10 protein-coding genes are annotated in these 18,595 nt (G+C 45.2%); 8 read left to right on the forward strand and 2 right to left on the reverse strand.

Annotated elements, in window-relative coordinates; all coding sequences use genetic code 11:
- Positions 1 to 153: 153 nt before the first annotated feature.
- Both QUB77_RS15730 and QUB77_RS15735 read left to right on the forward strand, forming a co-directional pair.
- On the forward strand, positions 154 to 5,610 hold the full coding sequence (locus QUB77_RS15730; RefSeq protein ID WP_333323271.1) for a protein kinase domain-containing protein: 5,457 nt from the start codon (positions 154 to 156) through the stop codon (positions 5,608 to 5,610).
- A gap of 277 nt (positions 5,611 to 5,887) precedes the next feature.
- Entirely contained in the window at positions 5,888 to 6,313 is a 426-nt protein-coding gene (locus QUB77_RS15735; RefSeq protein ID WP_333166661.1) for a hypothetical protein, read from the forward strand.
- A 41-nt stretch (positions 6,314 to 6,354) separates the two neighbouring features.
- Here the strand turns inward: QUB77_RS15735 and QUB77_RS15740 are convergent, their stop codons facing one another.
- Positions 6,355 to 6,780, reverse strand: coding sequence for a DCC1-like thiol-disulfide oxidoreductase family protein (locus tag QUB77_RS15740; RefSeq protein WP_333323273.1), 426 nt, complete (start codon positions 6,778 to 6,780; stop codon positions 6,355 to 6,357).
- A gap of 84 nt (positions 6,781 to 6,864) precedes the next feature.
- Positions 6,865 to 9,939 (reverse strand): PAS domain S-box protein, encoded by a 3,075-nt coding sequence (locus QUB77_RS15745; protein ID WP_333323275.1) that lies wholly within the window; start codon positions 9,937 to 9,939, stop codon positions 6,865 to 6,867.
- A 380-nt stretch (positions 9,940 to 10,319) separates the two neighbouring features.
- Between QUB77_RS15745 and QUB77_RS15750 the strand changes: the two genes are divergently transcribed.
- The 6 genes from QUB77_RS15750 (at position 10,320) to QUB77_RS15775 (ending at position 18,531) form a co-directional block, all read left to right on the forward strand.
- Complete coding sequence (locus QUB77_RS15750) at positions 10,320 to 11,513, forward strand: NAD(P)/FAD-dependent oxidoreductase (protein WP_333323277.1); 1,194 nt, start codon at positions 10,320 to 10,322, stop codon at positions 11,511 to 11,513.
- 178 nt (positions 11,514 to 11,691) lie between these two features.
- Positions 11,692 to 13,608 carry a S9 family peptidase gene (locus QUB77_RS15755; protein ID WP_333174359.1) on the forward strand — a complete coding sequence of 639 codons (1,917 nt, stop codon included), beginning with the start codon at positions 11,692 to 11,694 and terminating at the stop codon, positions 13,606 to 13,608.
- A gap of 3 nt (positions 13,609 to 13,611) precedes the next feature.
- Positions 13,612 to 14,328: an HAD-IA family hydrolase gene (locus QUB77_RS15760; protein ID WP_333174356.1), complete on the forward strand. Its 717-nt coding sequence runs from the start codon at positions 13,612 to 13,614 to the stop codon at positions 14,326 to 14,328.
- Positions 14,329 to 14,574: 246 nt separating this feature from the next.
- On the forward strand, positions 14,575 to 15,198 hold the full coding sequence (locus QUB77_RS15765) for a DUF3859 domain-containing protein (protein ID WP_333174353.1): 624 nt from the start codon (positions 14,575 to 14,577) through the stop codon (positions 15,196 to 15,198).
- Positions 15,199 to 15,344: 146 nt separating this feature from the next.
- Positions 15,345 to 17,078, forward strand: a complete 1,734-nt coding sequence (locus QUB77_RS15770; protein WP_333174350.1) for an asparagine synthetase B family protein — start codon at positions 15,345 to 15,347, stop codon at positions 17,076 to 17,078.
- A gap of 232 nt (positions 17,079 to 17,310) precedes the next feature.
- A complete protein-coding gene (locus tag QUB77_RS15775) occupies positions 17,311 to 18,531 on the forward strand; it encodes an alanine racemase (RefSeq protein ID WP_333174347.1) in 1,221 nt (406 codons plus the stop codon).
- Positions 18,532 to 18,595 lie beyond the last annotated feature (64 nt).

Raw genomic sequence — 18,595 nt, forward strand, 5'->3', positions numbered from 1 at the left:
GTTTGTTGACACCCACGACCAAGCCCACATTTTCACTTAGTGTATATTCCGTGTGATTTGGAATTGCCAAATACACGATCGGAATCACACAAAATCAAGACTAAGTAGTGTTAATCTAACCCTTATTAGCTCCAGAAATTTATAACTTAAGTTATGTTAACCTTATCAGAATACCAAATAAATTCTACTCTGCACGAAGGCGTCGAAACAATAGTCTATCGCGGACAAACACCGACAGATGCGGCCCCAGCAATTCTGAAAGTCCTCAAAGCTGAATATCCTACCCTCGAAGCCATTACCAGGCTCAAACACGAATATCAAATCCGCCAAAGTTTAGACAGCGAACAAATCATCAAAGCCATCAGTCTCGAAACATTTGACCACCGATTAGGAATCGTTTTAGAAGACTTTGGCGGCGAATCCCTCGCAAAACTGCTGGAAAGAGAAACCTTGAGCCTGCAAGCAAATTTACACATCGCCATTCAAATAGTCAAAGCCTTACAATACCTGCATTTTCAGCACATTATTCACAAAGACATCAAACCCAGCAACATTATAATTAACTCGCAAACAAAACAAGTAAAAATCACCGACTTCGGCATTGCTACAAAACTCAACAAAGAAAATCCGCAATTTAACAATCCCAACTCAGTCGAAGGCACATTAGTCTATATGTCACCCGAACAAACCGGGAGAATGAACCGCACCCTCGACTACCGCACAGACTTTTATTCCCTTGGTATCACATTATATGAAATGCTGACAGGAAAATTGCCTTTCCCCAGCAACGACCCCTTAGAAATAGTTTACAGCCACATCGCAGTTCAACCAATATATCCCCATCAAATCAATTCAGAAATACCTCGGGCTATCTCAGAGATAGTGATAAAAATGATGGCAAAGAATGCCGAAGATAGATATCAAAGTGCGACCGGATTGTTGGCAGACTTAGAAATTTGTTTGCATCAGTTAGAAACCACCGGACAAATTGCCGACTTCATCCCCGGACGCTTAGATATTCTCAGCCAATTGTTAATCCCCCAAAAATTGTACGGTCGGGAAAATCAGGTTAATGAATTGCTAGCAGCATTTGAACGTGTAGGGGCGGGTTTAGCTAACAATTTCTTAGAAAAACCAGCAACCTTAGAACAAAACCCGTCGCCATCAGGAAGCAGCGAATTAATGCTAGTATCAGGCTACTCAGGCATCGGTAAATCAGCCGTAGTCAACGAAGTTAGCAAACCAATTACCAGGTCAAAAGGTTACTTCATCAGCGGCAAATTTGACCAATTAAAACGCAACATTCCTTATGCCTCATTAATCCAAGCATTTAACTCCTTGCTGCGGCAATTGCTAACAGAAAGTACACTTTCCTTAGAAATATGGCGCACTAAAATTTTAACAGCCGTGGGAACAGATGGCCAAGTAATTGCCGACGTAATTCCAAAAGTTGAATTAATCATCGGCAAACAGCCAGAAGTCGCAGAACTTGCCCCTGTAGAATCCCAAAATCGATTCAATCGGGTATTCAAAGAATTTATTCGCGTTTTCGCCCAAAAAGAACACCCCCTAGTTATCTTTTTAGACGATTTGCAGTGGGCAGATTCAGCAACATTAAAGTTGATGCAAATACTGATAACTGACCCTGACCAGGAATATTTGTTGCTAATCGGTGCCTATCGAGACAATGAAGTTAGTCCGACCCACCCCTTAATTCAGACGGTAGAAGAAATTGAAAAAACTGGTACAATAGTCAACAATATCGTGTTGCAACCGCTGGATTTAGCAAATGTGACGGAGTTAGTCACTGAAACACTTAACACTTCCCCAGAAAAAGTAACAAATTTAGCCGATTTGCTCTGGAATAAAACGGGTGGCAATCCTTTTTTCTTGACTCAATTACTCCAAGCACTTTATCAAGACTCTCTTTTAAAATTTGAATTTAATCAAATTACAAATGAGGGAAGCCAAACGGGCTGGTATTGGAGTATAGATAAAATCCAAGCCATTGGAATCACCGATAAAAGTGTGGTGGAACTGGTAGCTTCTCGCATTGAAAAGCTGCCCGCAGCCACGCAAGAAGTGTTGAAGCTAGCAGCTTGCGTGGGAGATAAATTTGCTTTAGATGTGCTGTCACTTGTTAGCGAAAAGTCAGCTAATACTACAGCAACTGAACTTTATTCAGCTTTGCAATCCGGGTTAATTCTGCCTTTAAGCGATGCTTATCGCATTCCTTTAGTTTTCGATCGAGCCGAATCAATCAATCTCAAGTTAGACACTTCGCGGGTTAGTTATAAATTTTTGCACGATCGCGTCCAGCAAGCCGCATATTCGCTAATTCCCGAAGACCAAAAGCAATCCACCCATTTAAAAATCGGTCAATTACTGTTACAGAATACTCCACCCGACAAGCTAGAAGAAAACATTTTTGATATCGTCAATCAATTGAATGTCGGAATTGGTACGATTAGCCAACAGTCAGAAAAAACTCAGTTGGCACACTTAAATTTAACTGCTGGACGCAAGGCAAAAGCCGCGAGTGCTTATGAAGCTGCTGTTAGGTATTTGCGGGTGGCTATGGAATTATTGCCAGCGGATTGTTGGCAAAGTCAGTATGACTTAACATTAGCAATTTACGAGTCAACAGCAGAAGCTGAATACTTAAACATCAAGTATGAAAATTCAAAAAAACTGGTCGATATTGTACTGCAAAAAGCTAAAAACTTACTAGACAAAATGAATGTTTATGAACTTCAAATCCAGTCTTACAATGCTCAAATTAGACTGATAGAAGCACTAAATACAGGACTGGAAGTGCTGAAACTGTTAGGCATTTCTTTTCCTCAAAACCCCAACACGCTACATATTGTGGCGGGACTGATGAAGACAAAACTGAGCTTGGGATTGAAACGAATTGAGGATTTAGCTAACTTGCCAGAAATGACTGATCCCAATCAACAAGCAGCGATGCGGATTTTATCAGGGATTATCAGCACTGCTGTTCAGGGAAAACCTCGCCTGGTACCACTGCTGGCCTTTAGGATGGTCAAGCTGTGCATTAAACATGGCAATTCGCCTTATGCAAGTATTGCCTACCTTTATTATGGCGTAGTTATGTGCCGGCTAGGGGACATTAGTTTGGCATACCAATGCGGTCAACTGGCCATTAGGATGTTAGACAAATCTCCATCCCGTTCCATGAAAAGTAGAGTTTATACACTCTTAGGTTGTTTTATTCTACACTGGAAAACCGAACTTAACTCAGGATTAAGCGTTCTCAAGGAAGGTTTTCAAACTGGGATGGAAACTGGAGAATTGGAATATGCGAGTTATTGTATAGGTCAATATTGCTTCAAAAAAATGTCGATAGGAGAGCCTCTAGATTTGGTGGAGCAGGAGACTGGTAAATATATGAAAATAATGCAGCAATCTCAACTAGAAATGGCTGTACAGTATCTAAGTATAGGCAAGCAGACAACCCTCAATTTGCGCGGTCAAGCTGTCGAAGCCTGCCATTTAGTTGGTGAGAGCTTTAATGAAGTCAAAACGCTCCCCGTTTTAATAGAATCTAAAAACTTTTTTTTAGTGAGTTTGGTTTATCATGCCAAAACTCAGCTTGATTTTGTCTTCAGAAACTACGCGAAAGCCTTAGAGAATTCAATGTTATTTGAGAAATATGAAGAAGCCGTAGCCGGATTTTATGTAGTTTCCCTGAATAATTTTTACTCTTCTATAAGTCTTCTCGCTTTGTATCCCCAAGCTGAGAAAGGGGAGCAAAAGCAATATCTGAAAAAAGTGCTGCGAAACCAAAAGAAGATGAAAAAATGGGCAATTGGTGCTCCGATGAATTATCAACACAAATACGACTTGGTAGCAGCGGAAACAGCGCGAGTTTTGGGAAAAAATACCGAAGCAATGGATTTGTACGATCACGCAATTGATGGAGCAGCCAAAAACGGTTACATTCAAGAGGAAGCATTAGCCTATGAATTAGCCGGAGAATTTTATCAAGCTTTGGGTAAAGAGATAGTTTATCAAGCATATCTGACTAAAGCCTATTATGGATATATCCATTGGGGAGCCATAGCTAAAGTTAAACACTTAGAATCAACACATCCTTTCTTAGCAGCACAGACGCGCACAATTCACACCCCAACCCTGGATGTCACCCGCACGGCTACGGGAAATACTACCAGTAGTAGTTTAGGCGATTTCTTAGACTTAGCTACTTTTATTAAGTCGGCGCAAGCCATTAACGGTGAAATTGTTCTAGAAAAATTGTTGACCAAATTAATCAAAATTATTTTAGAAAATGCGGCGGCTCAAAAAGTAGTGCTGCTGCTGCTGAAAAACGATATCCTCTGCATAGAAGCTACTGGCAGTTTTGCGGATGATAAAGTGACACTTTTACCGTCTATTCCCGTAAAAAATCGTCAAGATGTTCCCCTGTCTGTGATTAATTACGTACACCGCAGTCAAAAGTATCTGGTTTTAGACAATGCGACTGTCGCCGAACCTTTTAATGTAGATACCTACATTCAGAAATATCAACCCAAATCAATTCTCTGTTTGCCGATTATTTATCAATCTCAGCGGCGCGGAATAATTTATCTAGAAAATGCTTTGACGGTAGGAGCTTTTACAGCAGAGAGAGTAGAAGTATTCAAAGTGTTAATTTCTCAAGTTGCTATTGCCGTAGAAAATGCTGGTTTGTACGCGCGGGAGAAAGAAAAATCTCAACAGTTAGAAAAATCTTTCAATGAACTGCAACAGGCTCAACTGCAACTGATTCAAAGCGAAAAAATGTCGGCTCTAGGCAATTTGATTGCAGGGGTTGCTCACGAAATTAACAATCCGCTCGGTTTTATTGCGGGCAATGTTGATGCTGCTGCTGAGGCTAGCTTAGATTTGATTGATTGCTTACAACTTTACCAAGAAAAATTTCCTAATCCTGGAGATGAATTAGAGGATAAAGCATTGGAGATTGATTTAGAATATTTGATGGAAGATTTGCCAAAAATGCTTTTATCTATGAAATCAGGTACAGAGCGCATCCGCAATATTAGCACGTCTTTGCGGACTTTTTCCCGCGCTGACAGTGCGAATAAAGTGTCAGCAAATATTCATGAGGGCATCGACAGCACTTTGATGATTTTACAGTATCGTCTGAAAGCTACAGATACTCGCCCCGCGATTAAAATTATCAAAGAATACGGAGATATCCCGCCAGTTAAATGTTATTTTGGGCAACTGAATCAGGTATTTATGAATTTGCTGGCAAATGCGATCGAGTGTTTTGACGAATTTAATCAGGGTCGCACTTACGCTGAAATTGAAGCTTTACCGAATACGATCGCCATTATCACTCAAGTCTCCGATGATAACAACAGCGTGGTGATTACAATCAAAGATAACGGTCAAGGGATGTCATCAGAGATTAAGTCGAAAATATTTGACCATTTATTTACTACCAAGGGAGTAGGGAAAGGTACGGGTTTGGGGTTGTCTATCAGCAGGCAAATTGTGGAAGAAACCCACGGCGGTAAACTAACTTGCGAATCGGTGCTGGGAGAAGGTTCGGAATTTGCGATCGCCCTTCCCGTGAATTAAAATTATGGAACTATGGCGTGTTTTAAAACCCGGAGATCCCCCCTAACCCCTCTTAATAAGGGGGGGACAAGAGCCTGCTCTAAGTCAACCCCTACTCCCCTTTTTAAGGGGGATTTAGGGGGATCGAGACTCGGACAAAAACAACACAACACATATATGAAAATTTGTCAATGCCTAATTATTTCTGAAAAAGTCCGCTGTTCACAGTCTACATTCGGCAGTATGCAGTTACATTATTAGCTAAATGTAATAACTATATTTGATAGGAGTTTTTCGAGTGAATGCTGCCGAACAAGCCAAAAATATAGAAGTTGCCAGCAAAATTGCTGCGGTTGTTAATTTATTCAAGTCCGAATTCCCGGATGCAAAAGTCGATTTGAAACCTTGGATGAATGACGAGGATACCAGAGAACTTGTAGATCCAGATTCGATCGACATTGGCTTCCATTTTCCCGGTAGAAGTCGCTTGTTGCAAAGCCGCAGCATTTTGATTCAAATCCGATTTTACCAAGATCCGGTGGAAGGATATCGGCGGGCGATCGGAGTTGAGGCCGCCGGTTACGATCATAGCGGTCAGCAGTGGCACTTTTCTACTGTGGAAAATTGGAATTTTCTCGGCCTAACCGAACCTGCGGTGGAATCGGCGCAAAAACTCAAAGACTTTTGCCAGCAGATATTCGATTTGTTTAATCAATCTTTTTGAGGACTTCAGTTTTCGCTGCGAACCTGTTTGTAGTAAGGACTTTAGTCCTTGCTATTATCACCATTGTCGATCGACTTACAACCAACTGGATAAACAGATTTGTAAGTAGTCGATCGCTTGCCAAATAAAGTATAGCGGTTGTCGCGGACTTGTTCGTAAACGCGATCGCCCATCCACTTCATCCCCGGCATTGCCCGGTAAGCAGCCACAAACACCTCGCCAGCAGGAAGTATCCGCCCAATTTCCTCCGCCGCATCGCTGCCCTGCCAGCGCCGTTCCGGGGTGTTGCCATCTATCAAAATCATCCCCATTTCGCAGTCTTGAGACGTAATCCCAAAGCGATTTAATTGCTCTAAATCTTGCATGGGAATATACTCAAAATTCTTGCCTTGGTCTAAGTTTTCTAGTAACTGTACCAAGGTAACGCAGAGATTGCAAGTGCCGTCGTAAATTACGTTGTAATTCATTTGATAATTTCCTAAGTTTTGGATGAACAATTGCAGGAATTGCACCTAACTAACTAACTGTAGGGTGCGTAAGGGCGCACCTAACTAACTAACTATTTTTTTTACAGGAATCTCGATCGCAAATTCCGTGCCTTGACCCGGTGCAGAATCGCACTTAAGCAGCCCGCCGTGTTTTTCCACCACAATTTGATAGCTGATAGACAGCCCCAAACCAGTACCTTTACCAGGTTCTTTCGTAGTAAAAAACGGATCGAACAGCCTTTTGTGAACATCTATCGGAATCCCCGGCCCGTTGTCAGCAATCCGAATCACAATATGAGAAGGATGCCGCATTGAATCATCAGAAACAGCAGAATCTGCTTGCATCAAAGCATCCTGTTCATATTTTACATCCGTACAAATCCGCAGTGTCGGCGAAGGACAATAAGGAATAGGCGCCAGTTGTCCCTCTGCCCACTGTCCAGTCTCCATTGCCTCTTCCAAAGCATCAATTGCATTGCCAATAATATTCATAAATACCTGATTCAACTGTCCTGCATAACACTGTACGCGGGGCAAATTGCCGAACTCTTTGATCAGCATAATTTTTGGATGTCCTGCCGTTTCTTTCAACCTGTGCTGCAAAATCAACAAAGTGCTTTCAATCCCTTCGTGAATATCCACTTGCTTTTGTTCGGCTTCGTCTAATCGCGAAAAATTCTTCAGCGACAGCACAATTTGGCGAATTCGCTCTGCTCCCATTTTCATCGAATTTAGCAGATTCGGCAAATCTTTTAGCAGAAAATCCAAATCGACATCATTTATTTCTTGTTTAATTGCCGATGTTGGGTGCGGATATTCCTGCTGGTAAAGTTGCAGCATTTTTAACAAGTCTTTAAAGTAATCGTCAGCGTGCATGACGTTGCCGTAAATAAAGCTAACTGGATTGTTGATTTCGTGAGCTACCCCAGCGACTAATTGCCCCAAACTTACCATTTTTTCATTTTGAACCATCATGCTTTGAGTTTTATGCACGTCGCGTAGGGCTTTTGCCAATTCTTGATTTTTAGTCCTCAATTGACTTTCGGAAAGCCGCACCGCTTCTTCTGCGTGTTTGCGATCGGTAATATCCTTGCGAATTGCTACATATTGATGGGGTTCTCCGCTGGTATTTAAGCAAGGTACAATCGTAGTATCCAACCAGAATAATGTGCCGTCTTTAGCTTGATTTTTCATTTGTCCTCGCCAAACCTTTCCCTGGCGGATGGTTGACCAAAGCTGCTTGAAAAAATCGGCTGAATGATAGCCAGAATTGACAAGTCTGTGGGTTTTGCCGATCAGTTCTTCTCGGGAATATTTAAATTGTTCGCAAAATTGATCGTTGACATAGGTAATGGCTCCGAATTCGTCGGTATTCGAGACAATTGCCGATTGATCCAAAGCAAATTTTTCAAATTCCAACTCTTTGAGAGTTTGGCGCAATTCTGCTTCTGCTTGTTTGCGATCGCTAATATCGGTAATCATCCGCAAAACACCTGAAAATTCGCCCTCAGCGTCGAACATCGGCGTCGCCGACACGATCGCCCACAAGTGAGATCCGTCTTTCCGAGTAAACTTAAAATCGTGGCGTTCGCTAAGGCCTTGCCGCCTGCGCTGGACATAACTTTCAGCTATTTCCCTAGATTCGCAGTCGATAAACTCAAATAGCGATCGCCCCAGCATTTCCTCCACAGAATACCCCAGCATTTCACCCATCCGAGAGTTAGCAAAAGTCGTGATACTTTCGCTATCAAACATCCAAACGCCCTCCGAAGCCGTCTCGACAATGCAGCGGTAATAATTTTCCCTCTCCCTGAGTGTTTCCTCTGCTCGCTTGCGATCCGTAATATCAGTTTGCACCGCAATAAAACCTTCGAGTTCTCCATTTTCTTGATAAATTGGGGCGATCGAAAGCGCCACCCAATAACCCCTTCCATTCTTTTTGTAATTGTAGATTTCCTGATTAAACGGCACCCCTGCAGACAAAGCCGATCGCAGTTGAGCAATAGTTAGCGGGTCTGTTTCAGGGCCTTGCAATACATCACCCGGTTTTTTTCCCTGCATTTCTGCCAGCACATAACCACTAATCCGAGTAAATCCTTCATTCACCCATTCAATGCAGCCTTGAGCATCAGTAATAATCACACCATTTTGCGTTTTTTGAGCCACAATAGCCAACCGCGACAATTCGGTTTCATTTTTTTTGCTTTCCGTAATATCTTCAGCAATACCCAGAATGTACTTAGGCGCGCCCGAATCGTCAAACAAAGGAACTTTTTTAGTGTGCAGAATCCGCTTTCCTCGGTGCGGAAGTTCGATAGTTTGTTCAGGCAAATCGACGCCTTTTCTCGTGGCCAGAACTTCTAAATCTTGTGCTTGCAAGTAATTGGCATGATCTGGCTCCAACAAATCAGCAGCATTGTTTAAGATCACTTCATCCCTGGAATAGCCAAACAATTCTTCGCTAGCAGTATTCCAATAAATAAATTTTTGCTCGACAGCATCTTTAATAAAGACGCTAATCGGCAGATTTTGCAGTACCGCATTCAGAAAATCTTGAGTGTTTCGCAAGTTTTCCTCAGCTCGCTTTCGTTCCGTAATATCCAAAATTACTCCGTCGAGATAGACAACCCGACACAGAGAATTTGCGATCGGCGGAACCGACGGAACCACAGCCGACAAAAAGCCCTCAATTTGCCCTTGTCCCTCTTGTATTCCTCTCGCCTCGTCCGCCTCGCAGCAAACAGCTTTGCCTTTTTCGTAAACCCAGCTAATGCCGCCGTCAGCCCGGACAATCCGGTATTCAAGGATGTACGGAGTTCTGGTTTCTACACTTTTTTTAACAACAGCATCCACATTTTTGCGGTCTTGAGGATGGATAATGCTGGCAAAAGAACGGACGCGATCGTTGATAAAATCAGAAGAGGGATAGCCTGATATTTCTTGAACCGTCTCGCTCAAAAACGCCATTGTCCGTGTTAATTCCTCGTCGTCCGTATACTCGCAGGTACAGCGGTAGACAGCACCGGGAATATTAGCTACTAAATTTTTATATTTTTCTTCGCTTTTTAACAAAGATGAGCCGTCTTCGTTATTGTGATCGCCGTTCTTAAATTTAGAAGAATTCGAGGAAATTTGCATGATTTTTTCACTTGTGAGTGCGGGGGCAAGTGTTACAGTAGATGACCCTATAAAAAGTGAATTAAATTTGCGAAATAATTCGTTATAAACTAATATAGTACAAAATTAGTTCTACGAACATTCAGAAAATTTGAGGGTGGCTAATAGGTAGAGCTAATCAAGGCTAGAGATAGAGAAAACAGTTCGGCAACGGATTTAACGCATTTAACGCATTTAACGGATGGATCTTGAGGATCGAGGGAAACAGAGAAGATTTTCCCACTCTCCCCCTCTCCCCATTTCTCCCACTCCCACTCCCACTCCCCCACTCCCTCACTCCCCCACTCTCGTTACAATAAGATAAGTTTCCTTGCTACCGATCGCCCCTCAAACAAAACACCATGACTCAACAACAACCCCGGATTTGCATTCTCGGCGGAGGCTTCGGCGGACTCTACACAGCCCTGCGCTTGAGTCAGTTACCCTTCTCCAAAACCGAAAAACCCGAAATTGTCCTAGTTGACCGCCGCGATCGATTTTTGTTCGTTCCCCTGCTGTACGAACTCCTGACCGACGAACTCCAAACCTGGGAAATTGCCCCACCGTTTGCCGAACTCTTGCAGAACACAGGTGTGCGCTTTTGTCAGGGTACTGTCTCCGGCATCGATGTGGAGGAAAAGCGAGTGCAGTTGCACGACGGGCCAGAAATTCCGTGCGATCGCCTGGTTTTAGCTTTAGGTGGCGAAACCCCTCTAGATATGGTCAAGGGTGCGGTTGAATATGCTTACTCTTTTCGCACTCTCGACGACGCCTACCGCTTAGAAGAAAGATTGCGGTTTTTAGAAGCCAGCAACACCGATAAAATTCGGGTTGCGATCGTCGGCGCCGGTTATTCAGGAGTAGAATTAGCTTGTAAATTAGCCGATCGACTCGGAGAAAAAGGTCGCGTGCGGTTAGTTGAGCAAAGCGACATGATTCTGCGGACATCACCAGAGTTTAACCGCGAAGCCGCCAACCAAGCTTTAGAAAAACGGAAAGTGTGGATCGACTTAGAAACAGAAGTAGAGGCGATCGAAGCAGACACAATATCCTTACTTTACAAAGGACAATTAGATGTTCTCCCCGTAGACATAGTGCTGTGGACAGTAGGAACTCAAGTTAGTCAAGCAGTGCGATCGCTACCCCTCAAACAAAACCGCCGCGGTCAATTAATGGTCAATTCGCAAATGCAAATTATCGACCATCCAGACATATTTGCCTTGGGAGACTTAGCGGAATGTCACGATGCAACTAATCAAAAAGTCCCCGGAACAGCCCAAACAGCCTTCCAGCAAGCTGACTACACCGCCTGGAACATTTGGGCATCCCTCACCGGCCGTCCTTTACTTCCTTTCCGCTATCAACCGTTAGGAGAAATGATGACATTAGGAATAGACAACGCCACCCTGGCCGGTTTAGGAATTAAACTCGACGGACAACTAGCCCACATTGCTCGCCGCTTAGCTTATCTCTATCGGATGCCAACATTTGACCATCAACTAAAAGTTGGTTTCAATTGGATTAGCAAGCCGATTCAGGATTTGCTTAAAAGTTAGTTGATTGTAGACTGTTAACTGTTGACAGTTGACGGTTTATTATTGATTGTAGGACTTATGAGGGCGGTTCCGAAACCGGGTTTTTCACGAAAATACTTCACTACTACGCGCATATTTGGTAAAAACCTGGTTTTTTCTGTCGGAGTGTAGATTCAGAGAATATTAGGCACGATAAAAAATGCAAAATTCCCCATTTCAACAGCCAAAAACTGAAATTCCACCGTTGATAGAGCGAGAAATTCTCTTCGGCAACCCAGAAAAAACCCGCCCCCAACTTTCACCCGACGGCAACTATATCGCCTACATTGCACCAGATGAACACAACGTTTTGCAAGTGCAATTGCGTACCGTCGGTCAAACAGACGATCGCCAACTGACAGCAGATAAAAAACGCGGCATCCGCATCTTTTTCTGGACTTACAGCGCCGAATATCTCATTTATCAGCAAGATATTGATGGTGATGAAAAATGGCATTTATTCTCAGTCAATATCCAGTCAAACCTGGTTCGCGACTTGACACCATTTCAAGGTGTTCGAGCTCATCCGATCGCCCTTGACCGCAACTTCCCCAATGAAATATTAGTGGGAATGAACATCCGGGATCGGCGCAAACACGATCTTTACCGCATCAATCTGCAAAACGGTGCAGTTGAACTCGACACCGACAACCCAGGTAACATCGTCAATTGGGCTGCTGACGCCCACTTTCAAGTGCGGGCGGCCACAGCCACAACTGCCGACGGCGGTAAAGAATTGCTATGGAGGGAAACTGCGGACAAGTCTTGGGAAAGCCTGCGAAGCTGGGGTCCCGACGACGAAGGCGGTGCCGTCATGTTCTCAGAAAACGGCAAAATTCTCTACATCCGAGGCGATCACGATGCTAACGCCGAACGTTTGATCGCATTAGACTTAGAAACCAAACAAGAAACCGATCTCGCCTCTGACCCCGAATACGATGTCGCCGATATTTTGATACACCCCACCAAGCGAGAGATTCAGGCGGTTTCCTTCTACAAGGACAAGCAAGAGTGGCAGATTTTAGACCAAAGTATAGCAGAGGATTTTGAGGATCTCGGCAAATTCCGCCCCGGCGAATTCTCCATCACAAGCCGCAACCTCGCCGATACCACTTGGCTAGTCGCTTACATGACAGACGACGGCCCAGTTTACTACTATGCGTTCGATCGCGCCTCCAAAACCTTCACCTTTCTGTTCAGCAACAAACCCAAACTCGAAGGGCTACCGCTATCATCAATGGAACCCATTTCTTACACAGCAAGAGATGGTTTAACCATTCACGGCTACCTGACAAAACCGGTTGGTGTCTCAACGCCCGTACCGACAGTCTTGCTGGTTCACGGTGGCCCCTGGGGACGCGATACCTGGGGTTACAATCCACAAGCCCAATGGCTGGCAAACCGAGGTTACGCCGTTTTGCAAATCAATTTTCGCGGTTCCACCGGCTACGGCAAAGCCTTTCTCAATGCCGGGAATCGCGAATGGGCGGCTAAGATGCACGACGACTTGCTAGATGGGGTTAATTGGCTTGTAGAAACAGGAATTTCGCAACCAGATAAAATTGCGATTATGGGCGGTTCTTACGGTGGTTATGCTGCCTTAGTGGGATTGACTTTTAGTCCCGATGTTTTTGCCTGCGCCGTCGATATTGTCGGGCCAAGCAATTTGATTACACTGCTGCAAACTATTCCCCCTTACTGGGAACCGAGAAAAGCAAGCCTGTATCACCGTGTGGGCAATTTGGAAACAGAACCAGAGTTTTTGAAATCGATCTCGCCTTTATCTTTTGTCGATCGCATTCAGAAACCTTTGCTAATCGCCCAAGGTGCTAACGACCCGCGAGTGAAAGAAGCAGAAAGCGAGCAAATTGTCAATGCCATGAAGCAAGCCGGCAAACCTGTAGAATACGTGCTTTATACAGACGAAGGACACGGATTTGCGCGACCGGAAAATCGCCTGCACTTTTATGCGATCGCCGAAGAATTTCTCGCCAAATATTTAGGAGGCAGATTTGAACCGGCGGGCAACATTGCCAATCATTCCGGTGTGATAAATCCGCCAACAACTAACAACTGACTAATGACTAAAGTTATTTTTTTAGATGCCGCCGGAACACTATTTGACGTTCGCGGTAGCGTCGGTGAAGTGTACCAAAAATTAGCCAATAGTTTTGGAGTAGCAGTTAATAGCGAAGAGTTAAATGCTGCATTTTTCCAAAGTTTTGCTTCAGCAAGTCCGATGGCATTTCCAGGGATAGAAGCGGCAAAAATTCCCCAATTAGAATTTGAATGGTGGCAAACAGTTTCCGCTAAAGCCTTCCAGATAGCAGGTGTTTATCACCAATTTTCCGATTTTCCTAATTTCTTTGCTCAACTCTACGCTCATTTTGCCACCGCCGAACCTTGGTTCGTCTATCCAGACGTATTGCCAGCATTAAATAAATGGCAGCAACAAGGAATTGAATTAGCAGTAGTATCGAATTTCGATTCCAGAATTTATCCAGTATTAAAAGCACTAAATTTAGCTGAATATTTCACATCAGTGACAATTTCCACCGAAGTTGGTGCAGCAAAACCAGACTCTCAAATTTTTACTGCGGCTTTGCAAAAGCACAACTGCACTGTCGAGAAGGTGTTGCATATCGGCGACAGCTTCAAGGCTGATTATTGTGGTGCTAAAAATGCGGGATTAAACGCAATTTGGTTGAATCGCCAACAGGAAAAACTGGATTCAGGAAAGTTGGATTTAATTGATTTTAAGAAGGTAGAGGAATTTGCTAGTCTGGATTTTATATAAATCAAGATTTACGCAAGGAGTAGTAGGGTGCGCAATGCGCACCGGTGCGCATTGCGCACCCTACGAGTAGAGTAAATAAATCCTCATAAATATGATTTTTATGATGTTAAGGTTATGATTTTTATGAATTGACTTTGAGAGCTATTTATTGAATAATATGGATAATTTAACCACAGAGAGCGCAGAGGGCGCAGAGGAAGAGAAGACAGAGGTGATTTATATCTAATTTTAAGGGGAAATAAGTCTATGGAACCTCGACTCACTCAAACTCAGTTAGCACAGGTAGTCGCTGAAATCGACAAGTTATCGCAGCAGCGCGAGTTAGAATTGGAACCCGATCAGGTAAGAGAAATTTTACGGGAGTTGAATCTTCCTGATGAGCTTTTAGAAGATGCGATCGCCCAAATGCGCCGCCGCGAAGTCCTAGAAAAACAGCAGCGACGGAATCGCTGGATCGCGATCGCCTCGACAGTTGTTGTCATATCTGCGATCGGTATAGGCGTACTGTTCGGGCAAAATCAGAAGCAGCAAACTGCTCAAATTGTCGCAGGAGAAGACCGAATTGCCCTATCTCAAAAGGGTGGTGACAGCCTTACTCAAGTCAACCGTCAAATCAATCCCCGCATCTACTACCAGGTGACGTTGCAAAATGCTCCGATCAATCGTGAGTTGTCTTTACAATGCGACTGGATTAATTCTAGCGGTCAAACTGTGCATCAGGGCAGGTATCAAACTCGCACGATCGATACTGCGGTTTGGAATACGCACTGCTTTTACGATCTCGGATCTGCTGCCGCCCCAGGCAAATGGGAAGTTCGGATGTCCCTGGATGGGCGCGTCATCAGCAGTGAATCTTTCACTGTGAAATAAATAGACTTATCCAAAAAAGCCTGTTTTGAACAGGCAAGATGCCTGTTCCACAACGATTATGGGAGATATCTACATAGACTTATCCAAAAACAGCCTGTTTTGAACAGGCAAGATGCCTGTTCCACAATAATTATTGGAGACATCTAATGGGTGCGATCGACAAACCTTCACATTTTATCGGTTATTGGGGACTCGACGATCGCACAAAAACGCTCAGCCGTTTAGCCCCAGATTACTTCATCCGACAGGGCAAATTCTCAGAATGGGCGATCGCCTCTGCATCTGTACTCACGGCTGACACAGTGACGCTGAATGCTTGCGGGCGATTTGGGCCAACCGATTTACCGGGAGATGCTTGGGCGGCGGTAGAAGCGAAACAGCTACGGCTGGGGCGCGATCCGTTTGGGCGAGTGCCGTTGTACTGGATGCAGTTAGGAGAAACGATTTGGTTTTCGACACGGATGCAATTCCTGCTACCGCTGATTGCTTCCCCTCAAATTAGCCCGATCGCCCTCCACAGCTATGCTTGTTTTTCCTACGTGCCCACACCGTTAACTGCGATCGAGCAAATTGCCTCCGTAGCAGCCGGAAGCGAGATGATGTGGGAAATCGCCGATGTTAACGATCTGCCGAAAGTGCGATCGCTGCAATCGGCTTGGCAAGAAGCGCCCCAATTACTGCGCCGTGAGGATGAGGCGATCGCACAATTGCAAGGGCTGTTGCAACAGGCGATCGATCGACAAGTGGCCGATTTGCCGATCGACGAACCCGTGGGCGTTTTACTCTCCGGCGGCATCGATTCTTCCCTGGTGACGGCGCTGCTAGTGAAAGCAGGCTTGCAGGTGCGCGCCTATGCCCTCGATTTTGGTGTCGAAGCCTATTCCGAACTGCCCTACGCCCAACAGGTGGCGGACTTTTTCCAGATTCCGCTGATCCGAGTGGTAGCGACGGGCGATGCAGTGTTGCGGGCGATCGGGCCAACCGCCAAAGCCCTCGATTTACCCTATGGAGATGGCACGACGGCTGCGCTGTTTTTGCTCAAACAGGCGGCGGCGCAAGACGTGCGAGTTGTATTCAATGGCGAGAATGGCGATCAGCTATTTGCTGGATGGACAAACAAGCCTTTGATTGCACACGGAGTTTACAGTGCAGAACATCCCGCCGGAAAAGAAACTTTTGAACAGCAGTATTTGCGGACGTTTCAGCGCTTTTATGGTTATGAAAAACAGATTTTTTCGCGGGAAATGCTCGATCGCATCCAGTCTCACGATTTGAGCGTTTACCTGCAAGACGCGATCGAGCCCGCAACCTGTCCTTCCCTGCTAGCGAGGCTGCGGCGGGCTTCGCTAATGCTCAAAGGTGCCCAAAATATTCAGCCGAGGGCAACGGCATTGGGGTTTGCTTGCGGTTTGTGGGTGCGATCGCCCTTCTGCGACCCCGACCTCACAGCGTGGACGTTTCAACTCCCTGGCGAGCTGCTACTGCAAGGTGCGTGCGAAAAATACATCCTCAAAAAAGCTGCCGAACGCTGGTTGCCGCCGGAAATTGTCTGGCGGGAAAAGCGCGGGATGGGTGTGCCGCTGAAAGTTTGGTATTACCGGGAGTTGTGGGCTGCGATCGGCGATCGGCTGAATCCCAATCTGTTGCGATCGCAAAATTGCTGGCAGCCCCATTTAGCCGACGCGATGTTATCGGGACAACTCGGAGTTGCTATGCGCGATCGCTATATTGGCAATAATCTCTGGCTGCTGCTGATGTGGCAGGCATGGCGAACCGAGGTTTTAGGCGAAATTCCGGTTAAGCGATCGCTGGATCATGTGTTTTGGTTGCCACCGGCGATCGGGCAACGCATTTGGAAATATCGCAGGAGGCTAGAATGAGCTCATCTCCAATCCGCGCTGCATCGGAATTCTTCATATCTCTCTTATCTTTATCTGCGTGAATCAGCGTCCATCCCTTGTCATCTGCGGTGAAGCAATTCTCTTTTTTTGACCGCAGATGAGGGCAGATTAACACAGATTAACGCAGATTAATTAGATAAATTTTGGTTGCACAATTCGTGATTATTAATTGTTGAATAGATTTTACCATTCCTATACTAACGGATGTAATATGACTGAATCTTTGCTACAGAATGCCACCAAAATACATTCGCCGCCGTTCTCGGAAGCATTAGCCAAGCGACTTTTGTCAACTTATGGTTCGCCCTTATATGTGTATCAGGCCGAGATCCTCAATCAGACCCTTGAGCATATTACGCGATCGATCGACTATCCCCGCGTTCAGTTTCATTTTGCCGCCGTCACCAACGGCAATATTGCTCTGTTGCAATTGATTCAGCAAGCTGGTTGGGGGCTACACGCGAATACACCAGGGGATGTTTTTTTGGGACTGAAAGCGGGTTTTACGAGCGATCGCATTGTCTACACCGGCAGTAACCTCAACAGGGCGGATATTCAGCAATTGATTGAATGGAAGATCGATCGATTCAATTTCGATACTCTGTCGCAACTCCAGGATTTTTGCGAATATTCGCGCAGTCAACCGCGATCGATCCGTGCCGAAATCGGACTGCGCCTCAACTCACCGGAATTGACGGGAGACAGTCGGATTGGAGTGCGTCCCGCCGAATTCGAGAAAGCCAACGAAATCGCGCAGCAGCAGGGGTTGAGGATTACCGGATTGCATTTTTATCGGGGGACGGGAACGAACGCCACGAGTGCTTTTACGCAGGCGATCGATCGGCTAATTGCGATCGCCCAACAGTTGCCCGATTGGAAAACTCTCGATTTTGGCGGTGGTTTTGGCTATCCCTATCGAGGCGGTGCAGCGTTTGACTGGCGGGAGTTTGGTGCGGCGATTACTGAACGATTGAGTGCGCTATCTCGCCCGATCGAGTTGGTGATTGAACCGGGACGATCGGCGATCGCAGGTTGTGGCGTTTTGCTTGCGAAAGTTGTGTCGGTGAAGTGGTTGGGCAATAGGCAAATTGTCGGGGTGGATACGACTGTATCAAATCTATCGGTGCCGGCAGTACACGGGGGCTATCGGGCGATCGCAACTTGGGAAACCGACGATGTATCGCGACATGAAACGGATATTTGCGGCAACACTACTTATTCGCGGGATTATTTGGGACGCAACTGTTGGCTACCGAAACTCAAAATTGGAGATGCGATCCTGATTTTGGATAGCGGGGCTTACGGCTATGCGATGTCGTCACATTTTCTGCACCGCCCCCGCCCTGCTGAGGTGTTGATTGATGCTAAGGGCGATCGATTAATTCGACAGCGAGAAGACTATTCTATCTTGTTAAACGGGCAAATATTTTAATAGGGCATTGGGCATGGGGCATGGGGCATTGGGCATGGGGCATGGGGCATAGTTTCTTCCTTCT

This window comes from Microcoleus sp. AT9b-C3, assembly GCF_036705485.1.
Classification (GTDB): Bacteria; Cyanobacteriota; Cyanobacteriia; order Cyanobacteriales; family Microcoleaceae; genus Microcoleus.

What these genes read in the sequence shown, in the direction of transcription:
- QUB77_RS15730 (WP_333323271.1), top strand. Translation starts at nt 154, where the DNA reads ATGTTAACCTTATCAGAATACCAAATAAATTCTACTCTGCACGAAGGC.
- QUB77_RS15740 (WP_333323273.1), bottom strand. Translation starts at nt 6,780, where the DNA reads ATGAATTACAACGTAATTTACGACGGCACTTGCAATCTCTGCGTTACC.
- QUB77_RS15745 (WP_333323275.1), bottom strand. Translation starts at nt 9,939, where the DNA reads ATGCAAATTTCCTCGAATTCTTCTAAATTTAAGAACGGCGATCACAAT.
- QUB77_RS15750 (WP_333323277.1), top strand. Translation starts at nt 10,320, where the DNA reads ATGACTCAACAACAACCCCGGATTTGCATTCTCGGCGGAGGCTTCGGC.
- QUB77_RS15755 (WP_333174359.1), top strand. Translation starts at nt 11,692, where the DNA reads ATGCAAAATTCCCCATTTCAACAGCCAAAAACTGAAATTCCACCGTTG.
- QUB77_RS15760 (WP_333174356.1), top strand. Translation starts at nt 13,612, where the DNA reads ATGACTAAAGTTATTTTTTTAGATGCCGCCGGAACACTATTTGACGTT.
- QUB77_RS15765 (WP_333174353.1), top strand. Translation starts at nt 14,575, where the DNA reads ATGGAACCTCGACTCACTCAAACTCAGTTAGCACAGGTAGTCGCTGAA.
- QUB77_RS15770 (WP_333174350.1), top strand. Translation starts at nt 15,345, where the DNA reads ATGGGTGCGATCGACAAACCTTCACATTTTATCGGTTATTGGGGACTC.
- QUB77_RS15775 (WP_333174347.1), top strand. Translation starts at nt 17,311, where the DNA reads ATGACTGAATCTTTGCTACAGAATGCCACCAAAATACATTCGCCGCCG.